Below are 11575 nucleotides of genomic sequence, written 5' to 3' on the forward strand. Positions count from 1 at the left end.
AGAATCACGGACGTGGCCGATCAGCGACGTACGCCCGGACGGGGCGACCGACCCCGGGGCCGGACCGGCCCCGGACGTACGGCGCCCGGGCGCCGTCCCGAGCCGGCGCCCGGTCGCAGCGCACCGGCGGGGATCGCCGACCCGGCCCGTGCGGCTCGCGCTGCGGCCCAGAAGGCGCGCGCCAACCCCCGGCTGACCGGCCGGGCGGCCGTGCTCGTGCTGGTCCTCGCCGTGCTGACGGTCTCCTACGCCTCCTCGCTCAAGGCCTACCTGCAGCAGCGGGAGAACATCGAGTCCATGAAGGCGCAGATCGCCGAGCGGCAGGCCGCGATCGACGAGCTCGAGGCGGAGAAGGAGCGCTGGGAGGACCCGGCCTTCGTCGAGCAGCAGGCCCGGGAGCGGTTCGGCTACGTCATGCCGGGGGAGACGGCGTACGTCGCCCTCGACGAGCACGGCAACCGGATCCAGCCCGAGGCCAGCCTCAGCGAGCCCGACGAGGTCGGCCGGCAGGAGAAGCGGCCGTGGTGGGAGGACGCCTGGGCGTCGGTCGAGCTGGCGGGTGACCCGCCGGCCCCGGAGGCCGAGACGCCGGCGACCCGCATCGACGGGACCGCCGAGGAGAACCAGGGACAGGAAGAGGGACAGTGAGCCAGCCAGTGGAGCCCGCCGACGAGGCGGCGATCGAGGCCCAGCTGGGCCGGATGCCACGCGGCATCCACGAGATCGGTCACCGCTGCCCGTGCTCGCTGCCCGACGTGGTGACGACCGAGCCACGGCTCCCCGACGGCACCCCGTTCCCGACGACGTACTACCTGACCTGTCCCCGGGCGGCCTCGCTGATCGGCACGCTCGAGGGCGGTGGGCTCATGAGGGAGATGCAGGACCGCCTCGCCACCGACCCGGAGCTGGCCGCGGCCTACCAGGCCGCCCACGAGTGCTACCTCGCCGCGCGCTACGAGCTCGGTGAGGTGCCCGAGATCCACGGCATCTCCGCCGGCGGCATGCCCGACCGCGTCAAGTGCCTGCACGTGCTGGCCGGTCAGTCGCTCGCCCAGGGCCGCGGGGTCAACCCGCTCGGCGACGAGGTCCTCGACCTGCTCGGCGAGTGGTGGGCGGCCGGGCCGTGCGTCGAGGTCCCGGCCGACGGCCCGGCGTAGCAGATGTCGGCCCCCGTCGCCGCGATCGACTGCGGCACCAACACCATCAAGCTCCTCATCGGCACGCTGCCCGAGGACCCCGGCGCGCCGATGGACGTCGCCGTCCGCGAGATGCGGATGGTGCGGCTCGGTCAGGGGCTCGACGACTCCGGCGTCATCGCGCAGGAGGCGCTGGCGCGGGCGTTCACGGCCCTCGACGAGTACGCCGAGCTGATCCGTGCCCACGGTGCCGCGCCCGATCAGGGCGGGCGGGTCCGGTTCGTGGCCACCTCGGCGACCCGCGACGCGGCCAACGCGGACGTCTTCACCGCCGGTGTCCGAGACCGCCTGGGTGTCGAGCCGGAGGTGGTGAGCGGGGCCGAGGAGGCGGCGCTCGCCTTCGACGGTGCGGTGCGCAATCTCCGCGACGCCCCCGGGCTGCCGGTGCTGGTCGTCGACATCGGGGGCGGGTCGACCGAGCTGATCTCCGGTGCGTCCGTGGCGGCCCCGCCGTCCGCCGCCCACTCGATGGACATCGGCTCGGTCCGGCTCCACGAGCGGCACCTGCACTCCGATCCCCCCACCGCGGCCGAGGTCGCGGCCTGCGTGCGCGACATCGAGGCGCACCTGGACGCCAGCCCCGTCTCGCCCGGTACGGCGGTCACCGTGGTCGGCGTCGCGGGGACGGTCACGACGGTCGCGGCCGGCGTGCTGGACCTGCCGGCGTACTCCCGCGACGCCATCGACCAGGCCGTGCTCCCGGTCGCGGACGTCCACGACCTCGTCGACCGGCTGGTGGCGATGACCGTCGACGAACGACGGGCGCTGCCGTGGATGCACCCGGGCCGGGCCGACGTCATCGCCGCCGGCGCTCTCATCCTCAGCCGGGTGCTGCGCCGCGCCGACGTGACGACGATGGTCGTCTCCGAGAGCGACATCCTGGACGGCATCGCCTGGTCCCTGGCAGCTCCGCCCGCGCCGCCCGCTCAGCCGGCGTGATCCTCGTCCCAGGTCCGGACGACGCCGGATGACACCGGGCGGCCGGGGCAACCAGACTGGGGTTCCCGCTCCCGACTGACTTCCCGTGACGAGGTGCTCCATGAAGAAGCTGATCTCCATCGCCGTGATCGCCGCCTTGGCCGCCGGCGTCCGACGCGTGCTCCGGAGCGGCCAGCAGCACCAGCCGGCGTCGCCGTGGACCGACGCGCCGGGTGCCGACGACCTCGACGTCGCCGAGGACCTCCTGGACGACGCCGCCGTGGACGACGCCGACCTGGACGATGCGGCCGTGGAGCCGGACCTCGGGCCGGTCGACGCGCCGGTGCAGGAGCTGGTGGACGACGCGGACCGCGCGACGGGCGAGACGCACAAGCCCTGATCGGCCCTGACCAGCCCTGACCAGCCCTGACCGGCCCTGGGCGCGGTCGGGCCGCGGGGCGTCGTACGGTGGGGCCGCGCGCCGCCGTACGGCGTGGCCGGCCCCCGTATCCCAACGGCAGAGGAAGCCGCCTTAAAAGCGGCCCAGTGTGGGTTCGACCCCCACCGGGGGCACCTGCGTCCGAAGCCACCCTGAACCACCCTGAAGCCACACCCGAACCGCCCGGCCCGCCGGTGGACGTGGGCGTCCGCCGTTCGGGGAACCGTGGGAACTCAACCCGGTCGTCGAGCGTTCTCCCCAGTGATGACGCCTAGACTGGGCTCATCAGGTGAGTTGTCGACCTGAGACAACCGCCCCAGGATTCCTTGCGGAGGAGACCATGCAGAGCAACAACCCGGTGTTCCGTAACGCCGAGGGCTTCAACCAGAACGCCTACGGCAACGCGACCTACGCCGGCAACGGCCAGGCCCACCAGGGCTACGGTCAGCAGGCCTACACCGACCCGAGCACCTGGAACGTCGGGACGCCCGGCGGTCCGACCGGCCTGCGTCCGGAGACCGCCCAGGGCCCGATGACGGTCGACACGGTCGTCCAGAAGACCGCGCTCACGCTCGGTGCGGTGATCCTGGCCGCCCTCGCGACCTGGGTCCTGACCCCCGACATGGACGACGCCAACGTCGGCGGCCTCTACACCGCCGTCATGATCGGCTCCCTGGGTGCCTTCGCGCTGTCGATGGTGAACTCCTTCAAGCGCGTCATCAGCCCCGGCCTCGTGATCGCGTTCGCGGTGCTCGAGGGTGTCGCGCTCGGCGCGCTGAGCAAGATGTTCGCCGGCGTCTACGAGGGCGTCGTGCCCGGCGCGATCTTCGGCACCTTCGCCGCGTTCGCCGGCACGCTGGCCGCCTACAAGATCTTCGACATCAAGATCGGCAACAAGTTCCGCGTCTTCGTCACCGCTGCCGTCTTCGGCATGGTGGGCCTGGGCCTGATGTCGCTGGTGCTCGGCATGTTCGGCGTCGACACCGGCCTGTTCGGCTTCGGCACGCTCGGCATGCTGACCGCGATCGCGGGCCTCGTCCTCGGCATCTTCATGCTGGTGATGGACTTCGACTTCGTCGAGCAGGGCATCGCCAACGGACTGCCCGAGCGGGAGTCGTGGCGAGCGGCGTTCGCGATGACCGTCAGCCTGGTCTGGATCTACACCAACCTGCTGCGCCTGCTGGCGATCTTCCAGCAGGACTGACCCGCACGACCACGCACGAGGGCCTCGGAGCGATCCGGGGCCCTCGTTGTGTGTTCACCCCGCCGGGCCAGGGTCAGGCGCCGGCGGTGGCCTCGTCCGATTCGACGTCGGACTCGGGCTCGGTCTCGGTCGCGGCGGGTGCCTCGGGGTGCAGGTCGGTACGCCGGCGGCGGTGCCGCAACGTCACCCACAGGCCTCGCATGCCGATCCGATGGCCGCCGACCTCGGTGCTGTCGAGCTCGGTACCGGCCTGGTTGACGGCCTGGACGGCGGCCGCGGTGATGGGCAGCACGCCCTCGCCGCGGGTGGTCTCGGGGTCCGCGTCGGGTGCGAGGCCGAGCGCGGCCAGCGTCGAGGGCAGCAGCACCTGCGCCAGCGAGCGGTAGCCCGCGGCCGACGGATGGAACTGGTCCGGGCCGAAGAACAGCGCGGGGGCGGCCAGGAACTCCGGGCCGAGGATCGAGGCGAGGGACACCGTGCGGCCGCCGGCCTCCAGGACGGTGATGGTCTGAGCGGCGGCGATCCGGCGCGACCAGGTCCGCGCCACCTGGCGCAGCGGCGGCATGATCGGCTTGATGGTGCCCAGGTCCGGGCAGGTGCCGACGACGACCTCGACGCCGGCCTCGTGCAGTCGGTGCACGGCCTCGGCGAGGTAGCGTACCGAGTTGGAGGGCCGCACGACGTGGGTCACGTCGTTGGCGCCGACCAGGATCACCGCGACGTCGGGGTTGCCGGGCAGCGCGTTCTCGACCTGGTTGGCCAGGTCCGAGGACTGCGCGCCCACCAGCGCGAAGGAGCGCAGGTGCACCCGGCGGTCGGCCGCCTCGGCCACCCCGCTGGCCAGCACGGCGCCCGGGGTCTCCTCGACGTGCTCGACGCCGTAGCCGACGGCGCTGGAGTCACCGAGCAGCGCGATCCGGATCGCCGGCCCGGGCCGGTTGCGGCCGTACCAGCCGCTCGCGTCGGCCACGGTGAGCGTGGCCTCGCCGATCCGGTTGCGCGCCATCCTGGCCTCGGTGGCGAGGACCCCGAACAGCGCCGCGCCGAGCACGGACAGCCCGCCGCCGCCGTACGTCGCGGCGGAGGCGAGCTTGCGGGCCGCACCTGCCTTACTCACGCCTCAACCCTAGAGGGCAGCCTGGACACCCGCGTCAGGGCCCGTCGGTCCGCTCGCCGACGTAGGGTGGCCGGCGTGGAGTACGTGAATTCGCTCGTCGAGCTGATCGGCAACACCCCGCTGCTGCGCCTGGGCCGCACCCTCGACCTGGACCCGACCGGCGGGACCGGCGGGGCCGGCGAGGACGGTCCGGTCGTGCTGGCCAAGATCGAGTACCTCAACCCGGGCGGCTCGGTGAAGGACCGGATCGCCACCCGGATGATCGAGGCCGCCGAGGCCTCCGGCGAGCTCCGGCCCGGCGGGACGATCGTCGAGCCGACCTCGGGCAACACCGGCGTGGGCCTGGCGATGGTGGCGCAGGAGAAGGGCTACCGGTGCGTCTTCGTCTGCCCCGACAAGGTCAGCGAGGACAAGCGCAACGTGCTCAAGGCGTACGGCGCCGAGGTGGTCGTGTGCCCGACCGCGGTGCCGCCCGAGCACCCCGACAGCTACTACAACGTCTCCGACCGGCTCGCGTCGCAGCCGGGCGCGTGGAAGCCCGACCAGTACTCCAACCCGCACAACCCCCGGTCGCACTACGAGACCACGGGTCCGGAGATCTGGCGGCAGACCGACGGCAGGATCACCCACTTCGTGGCCGGCGTCGGCACCGGCGGCACGATCAGCGGCATCGGCCGCTACCTCAAGGAGCGCAACCCCGACGTCCAGGTGATCGGCGCCGACCCCGCGGGCTCGGTGTACTCCGGCGGCACCGGCCGGCCGTACCTCGTCGAGGGCGTGGGCGAGGACTTCTGGCCCGAGACCTACGACCGTGACGTCGCCGACCGGATCATCGAGGTCTCTGACGCGGACTCCTTCGCGTTCACCCGCCGGCTCGCGCGCGAGGAGGCGCTGCTGGTCGGCGGCTCGTCCGGCATGGCGGCGTACGCCGCGAAGCAGCTCGCCCACGAGCTGGCGGCCGAGGGGCGCGCCGACGCGGTGATCGTGGTGCTGCTGCCCGACTCGGGCCGCGGCTACCTCACGAAGGTCTTCAACGACACCTGGCTGGCGCAGTACGGCTTCCCGACCGGCGGCGAGGCGCCGCACCGGACCGTGGGGGAGGTGCTGCGCGGCAAGAGCGGCCAGCTGCCCGACCTGGTCCACACCCACCCGTCGGAGACCGTCGCCGAGGCCATCCACATCCTGCAGGAGTACGCCGTCAGCCAGATGCCCGTGGTCCGGGCCGAGCCCCCGATCGTGGCAGCGGAGGTCGCCGGGTCGGTGTCGGAGCGGAGCCTGCTGGACGCACTGTTCACGGGCGCCGCGAAGCTCACCGACAGCGTCGAGCAGCACATGTCCCCGCCGCTGGCCACCATCGGAGCGACCGAGGACGCCCACGCCGCCGCCAAGCTGCTCGAGGGCGCCGACGCCGTCCTGGTCCACGAGGACGGCAAGCCGGTCGGCGTCCTGACCCGCCACGACCTGCTCGGCTTCCTGGTCCGCGACTGAGTCGTTCCCCGGAGTCCTCCCCGAGCACATCGGCCCCGGATCCTGGATCCGGGGGCCGTTCCCGGCGGGATCTTGTGAAAGAAAGCACAAGCGCTTGAGAAATCTTTCACAAGCGCTGATGGTGATGGCGTGGACCTCGTCGACATCGCGCGGTGGCAGTTCGGCATCACGACCGTCTTCCACTACCTCTTCGTTCCCCTGACCATCGGCCTGACCGCCCTCGTCGCGGTCATGGAGACCGCCTGGCTCCGCACCCGCAACCCGGAGTGGCTCCGGCTGACGAAGTTCTTCGGCAAGCTGATGCTGGTCAACTTCGCGATCGGTGTCGTGACCGGGATCGTCCAGGAGTTCCAGTTCGGGATGAACTGGTCGGACTACTCCCGGTTCGTCGGAGACGTCTTCGGGGCCCCGCTCGCGATCGAGGCGCTGCTCGCCTTCTTCCTGGAGTCGACCTTCCTGGGCCTGTGGATCTTCGGCTGGGACAGGCTGCCGCGCCCGCTGCACGCGGCCTGCCTGTGGATCGTGCACCTCGGCACGCTCGCCTCGAGCTGGTTCATCCTCGCGGCGAACTCCTGGATGCAGCACCCGGTCGGCTACCGCTACGACCAGGAGACCGGTCGTGCCGAGCTGACCGACTTCGCGGCCGTGATGTTCAACAAGGTCCAGCTGGCGACGTTCCCGCACGTCATCCTGGCCGCCTACATGACCGCCGCGGTGTTCGTCCTCGGCATCTGCGGGTGGCTCTACGTCCGCCGCGCGGCCGACCGCGGGCTGTACCGCAAGGGCATCCGGCTCGGTGCGGTCGTCGCGGTGATCGGCTTCGCCGGCGTGGCGATCTCCGGTGACGTCCAGGGCAAGATCATGACCGAGGTCCAGCCGATGAAGATGGCGGCTGCGGAGGCGCTGTACGAGACCTCCGACTCCTGCGCGCCCTTCTCGGTGCTGACGATCGGGACACCGGACGGCAAGGAGGAGAAGTTCGCGATCACGGTGCCGTGCGTGCTCTCGTTCCTGGGGACCGGCAGCTTCGAGGGCCGCGTCGAGGGCATCAACGACCTGCGGGAGCAGTACGCCGCGACGTACGGCCAGGACCCCGGCGCCAGCTACTACTCGCCCGACGACTTCACCCCGATCATCCCGGTCACCTACTGGACCTTCCGCTGGATGATGGGTCTCGGCGCGGCCGCCACGCTCGGCGCGGTGGTGCTGCTCTGGCTCACCCGCGGCGGCCGCACGCCGGCGTTCCGCTGGTTCGGCGCGGTGGCGCTCTCGCTGCCCGTGATGGCGCTGCTGGCCAACTCCGCCGGCTGGATCTTCACCGAGATGGGCCGCCAGCCCTGGGTCGTCTTCGGGCTGATGACCACCCGCAACGCCGTCTCGCCCGGCATCAGCGAGACCGAGGCGTGGATCTCGCTGCTCGCGCTGACGTCGCTCTACGGCTTCCTCGCCGTCATCGAGGTCGGCCTGCTGCGCCGCATCGTCCGCAAGGGCGCCGAGCCGTTCCAGGAGCCGCCGGACCCGTCGCTGCGCTCGCCGGACACGTCCGAGGACGACCGCCCGCTCACCTTCGCCTACTGACTCTGCCGAGAGACGAGAGCAATGGAACTCACCACCGTCTGGTTCTGCCTGATCGCCGTCCTCTGGATCGGCTACTTCACCCTCGAGGGCTTCGACTTCGGCGTCGGCATGCTGATGCCGGTCCTCGGCCGCGACGACCGCGAGCGACGCGCCGTCATCAACACCATCGGACCGGTCTGGGACGGCAACGAGGTGTGGCTGCTGACCGCCGGCGGCGCCACCTTCGCGGCGTTCCCGGAGTGGTACGCGACCCTGTTCTCCGGGTTCTACCTGCCGCTGCTGCTGATCCTGCTCGCGCTGATCGTGCGCGGCCTGGCCTTCGAGTACCGCCACCAGCGGCCGGAGGCCTCCTGGAAGGGTTGGTGGGACCGGGCCATCATCGTCGGGTCGTTCGTGCCGGCGCTGCTGTGGGGTGTCGCGTTCGCCAACCTCGTCCGCGGTGTGCCGATCGAGGAGGGTCCGACCGGCAACCCGGAGTACGTCGGGTCGCTGTTCACCCTGCTCAACCCCTTCGGCCTGCTCGGCGGCCTGGTCACCCTGACGCTGTTCCTGACCCACGGCGCGGTCTTCCTGGCGCTCAAGACCGACGGCGAGATCCGGGTGCGCGCCCGGGCGCTCGCCTGGCGCATCGGCCCGGTGGCCGCGGTCCTGGCGCTGGTCTTCCTGGTGTGGACGCAGACGCTGACCGGCAACGGCTGGTCGCTGCTCGTCTTCGTCGGGGCGGCACTCGCGCTGCTGGGCGGCCTCGGCGCGACGTACGCCGGCCGGGAGGGCTGGGCCTTCCTCGGGACCTTCGTGGCGATCGGGCTGGCGGTGGCCGGCCTCTTCGTGGCGCTCTTCCCCGACGTCATGCCCTCGAGCACCGATCCGGCGTGGTCGCTCACGGCCACGAACGCCGCGGCCACGCCGTACACGCTGACGATCATGACGTGGGTCGCCGCGGTCTTCGCGCCGGTCGTCGTGGGCTACCAGGCCTGGACCTACTGGGTGTTCCGCAAGCGGATCGCCGTGCACCACATCCCCGAGGACCACGCGCCCGAGCTGGAGTCGGTGCACTGATGCGGCCCACGGACCCGGTGCTGCGCGAGGCGGTGCGACCGGCCCGGCGCCCGCTGGCGGTCGTCGTCGCCCTCGGCGTGGTGGGGGCCGCCCTGCTGGTGGTCCAGGCGTGGGTGGTCACGCGTCTGGTCGTCGCTGCCGTCGGTGGCGACCCGGTCACCGGGTGGGCCGGGCTGGTCGTCGCGGTCTTCGCGCTGCGCGCGCTGGCCGGGTGGGGGTCCGACGTCGCGGCGGCCCGGGCTGCGGTCACGGTCGGTCGCGACGTACGCCGGCGGGTGCTCGCGGCCGCTCTGGCCGGCCGAGCCCGAGGCTCGTCCGGGGCGATCACGGCGCTGGCGACCCGGGGCGCCGCCGCGGCCGAGCCGTACCTCACCCGCTACCTGCCGGCGCTCGTGCTCGGCGCGGTGCTGCCCGTCCTGGTGGTCGCCGCGATCGCCGTGGCGGACCCGCTCTCCGCGCTGGTGGTGGTGCTGACGCTGCCGCTGGTGCCGGTGTTCGGCGCGCTGGTCGGCAGCGCCACGCGCGACCAGGCCGAGTCGCAGTGGCGGGCGATGGCCGACCTCTCGGGCCACTTCCTCGACGTCGTGCGCGGGCTGCCGACACTCGTGGCGTTCCGTCGGGCCGAGGCGCAGTCCGACACCATCCGGGCGGTCACCGACCGCTACCGCGAGCGCACCCTGGCCACGCTCCGGATCGCCTTCGCCTCCTCCGCGATCCTGGAGCTGGTGGCCACGCTCTCCGTCGCGCTGGTCGCCGTCACCGTCGGTCTGCGGCTGGCCACCGGCTCGCTGCCGCTCACCACCGCGCTGGTCGTGCTGCTGCTCGCCCCCGAGGCCTACTGGCCGCTGCGCCGGGTCGGCGCCGAGTTCCACGCCGCCGCCGAGGGTGCCGCCACCTTCGCCCAGGCCGCCGCATGGGGGTCGAGTCCCGGGTTCCCGAGTGTCGAGTCCCGGGTTCCCGAGGGGCGAGTCGCGGGTTCCCGTGGCGCGATCGTCGCCGACGGTGTCGCGGTGACCTACCCGGGCCGCGACGTGCCGGCCCTCGCGCCCACGTCGTTGGTCGTCCCGGCCGCCGGCGTCACCGCCATCGTCGGCCCGTCGGGGTGTGGCAAGTCGACGCTGCTCTCGGTCCTGGCCGGCCTGCTCGAGCCCACCGAGGGGTACGTCGACCGCCCGGCGCGTCACGAGATCGCGGTGCTCCCGCAGCGACCGGTCTTCCTGGCCGGCACGCTGGCCGACAACCTGCGGCTGGCTCGTCCCGACGCGACCGACGCCGATCTCTGGGCGGCCCTGCGCGACGTCGCGCTTGCCGACCGGGTCGCGTCCCTGCCCGCTGGACTCGACACCCCGCTCGGGGAGGACGGTCTGACGCTCTCGGCGGGCGAGCGCGCCCGGCTGGGGCTGGCGCGGGTGGTGCTCGCCGACCGACCGTGGGTGCTGCTCGACGAGCCGACCGCCCACCTGGACGGCCTCACCGAGCAGGTCATCGCCGACACCGTCGCCGCGTTGGGACGGTCGCGGGCCGTCGTACTCGTCGCGCACAGGCCGACCCTGGTCGCGCTCGCCGACCGGGTCGTCGAGCTGGCGCCGCCACGGGAACCCGGGACTCGACCCACGGGAACCCGGGACTCGACCCACGGGAACCCGAGACTCGACCCACGGGAACCCGCGACTCGACCCACGGGAACCCGGGGCTCGACGGGATGGGGGAGTGCGGTCATCGGGGGACTGGCCAGCCTGTTCGGGGTGGCGCTGACGGCGACGGCGGGGTGGCTGATCGTCCAGGCCTCTCACGAGCCGCCGGTGCTGACGCTGATGGTGGCGATCGTGGGGGTGCGGGCGTTCGGGATCGGGCGGCCGGTGCTGCGCTACGTCGAGCGACTGCGGTCCCACGACACCGCGCTGCGGTTGCTGGCCGAGCGCCGCGTCGCGGTGTACGACGCCCTGGTGCCGCTCACGCCGGGACGGCTCGGTCGCCGGCGCGGCGACCTGCTCGCCTCGGTGGTCGACGACGTCGACGCGGTGCTCGACCGGGAGCTGCGGGTGCGGCTCCCGATCCGGTCCTTCGTCGTGGTGGCGGTGCTGTCGACGGCGGTCACGACGCTGCTGAGCCCGGTGGCCGGGGCCGTCGTGGCCGTGACCTGCCTGGTGGGCGGTGCCGGGACGTACGCACTGGCCCGGCTCGGCTCGAGCCGGGCGGAGGAGCGTGCCGTCCAGGGTCGCGCGCTGGTCTCGGAGCGGGTGACCGAGGCGGTGCAGACCGCCACCGAGCTGCGTGCCTGGCAGGCCGAGGGCCGCGCGTTGGCCGGCGTCGACGAGGCCGGCCGGGAGGTCGGCGCCGGCACCCTGACGAGCGCCCGCTGGCTCGGTCTCGCCCGCGGCGCGGTCCTGCTCACCGTCGGCCTGGGGGTCGCGGCCACCGCACTGCTGCTCGAGGGAGCGGTCGGCGCCGGCGAGCTGACCGGGCCGTTCCTCGCGCTGCTGCTGCTCACGCCGCTGGCCCTCGCTGAGCCGCTCACCACCGTGACGGAGGCCGGCGCGCTGACCGCCCGCACCCGCGCCGCGGAGGCCCGGCTC

10 protein-coding genes and 1 tRNA gene are annotated in these 11575 nt (G+C 72.9%); 10 read left to right on the plus strand and 1 reads right to left on the minus strand.

Going from position 1 to position 11575, the window contains the following annotated elements; all coding sequences use genetic code 11:
• From VGE38_RS16735 to VGE38_RS16760, 6 genes are all read left to right on the plus strand, one after another.
• Positions 1–648: FtsB family cell division protein (locus VGE38_RS16735; RefSeq protein WP_331143694.1), on the plus strand; the 648-nt coding region annotated here is incomplete at its 5' end.
• Positions 649–701: 53 nt separating this feature from the next.
• Positions 702–1157, plus strand: a complete 456-nt coding sequence (locus tag VGE38_RS16740) for a DUF501 domain-containing protein (RefSeq protein WP_331143703.1) — start codon at positions 702–704, stop codon at positions 1155–1157.
• 3 nt (positions 1158–1160) lie between these two features.
• The gene (locus tag VGE38_RS16745) at positions 1161–2135 is read left to right on the plus strand and encodes a Ppx/GppA phosphatase family protein (protein ID WP_331143695.1); all 975 of its coding nucleotides are present in this window, start codon (positions 1161–1163) and stop codon (positions 2133–2135) included.
• Between the two features lie 100 nt (positions 2136–2235).
• The gene (locus tag VGE38_RS16750; RefSeq protein ID WP_331143696.1) at positions 2236–2514 is read left to right on the plus strand and encodes a hypothetical protein; all 279 of its coding nucleotides are present in this window, start codon (positions 2236–2238) and stop codon (positions 2512–2514) included.
• 100 nt (positions 2515–2614) lie between these two features.
• Positions 2615–2687 (plus strand) — tRNA-Leu (locus VGE38_RS16755).
• A gap of 206 nt (positions 2688–2893) precedes the next feature.
• Positions 2894–3757 carry a Bax inhibitor-1/YccA family protein gene (locus VGE38_RS16760; RefSeq protein ID WP_331143697.1) on the plus strand — a complete coding sequence of 288 codons (864 nt, stop codon included), beginning with the start codon at positions 2894–2896 and terminating at the stop codon, positions 3755–3757.
• Positions 3758–3830: 73 nt separating this feature from the next.
• On the opposite strand, the gene VGE38_RS16765 is transcribed toward VGE38_RS16760, so the two are convergent.
• Positions 3831–4874, minus strand: coding sequence for an SGNH/GDSL hydrolase family protein (locus tag VGE38_RS16765; RefSeq protein WP_331143698.1), 1044 nt, complete (start codon positions 4872–4874; stop codon positions 3831–3833).
• Between the two features lie 75 nt (positions 4875–4949).
• Here VGE38_RS16765 and VGE38_RS16770 point away from each other — a divergent pair, with 75 nt between their 5' ends.
• The 4 genes from VGE38_RS16770 to cydD all read left to right on the plus strand — a co-directional run.
• Entirely contained in the window at positions 4950–6362 is a 1413-nt protein-coding gene (locus VGE38_RS16770) for a cystathionine beta-synthase (RefSeq protein ID WP_331143699.1), read from the plus strand.
• Positions 6363–6491: 129 nt separating this feature from the next.
• Complete coding sequence (locus VGE38_RS16775; protein WP_331143700.1) at positions 6492–7940, plus strand: cytochrome ubiquinol oxidase subunit I; 1449 nt, start codon at positions 6492–6494, stop codon at positions 7938–7940.
• A 21-nt stretch (positions 7941–7961) separates the two neighbouring features.
• Entirely contained in the window at positions 7962–8999 is a 1038-nt protein-coding gene (gene cydB / locus VGE38_RS16780; RefSeq protein WP_331143701.1) for a cytochrome d ubiquinol oxidase subunit II, read from the plus strand.
• Positions 8999–11575 (plus strand): thiol reductant ABC exporter subunit CydD (gene cydD, locus VGE38_RS16785; RefSeq protein WP_331143702.1); only part of this gene is annotated, 2577 nt, incomplete at its 3' end. The genes cydB and cydD, both read left to right, overlap by 1 nt.

The organism is Nocardioides sp., assembly GCF_036405735.1.
Lineage (GTDB): Bacteria > Actinomycetota > Actinomycetes > Propionibacteriales > Nocardioidaceae > Nocardioides.

Bases quoted from the DNA above. Each gene is read 5' to 3' on its own strand.
- VGE38_RS16740 (WP_331143703.1), top strand. From the start codon at position 702: ATGCCACGCGGCATCCACGAGATCGGTCACCGCTGCCCGTGCTCGCTG.
- VGE38_RS16745 (WP_331143695.1), top strand. From the start codon at position 1,161: ATGTCGGCCCCCGTCGCCGCGATCGACTGCGGCACCAACACCATCAAG.
- VGE38_RS16750 (WP_331143696.1), top strand. From the start codon at position 2,236: ATGAAGAAGCTGATCTCCATCGCCGTGATCGCCGCCTTGGCCGCCGGC.
- VGE38_RS16760 (WP_331143697.1), top strand. From the start codon at position 2,894: ATGCAGAGCAACAACCCGGTGTTCCGTAACGCCGAGGGCTTCAACCAG.
- cydB (WP_331143701.1), top strand. From the start codon at position 7,962: ATGGAACTCACCACCGTCTGGTTCTGCCTGATCGCCGTCCTCTGGATC.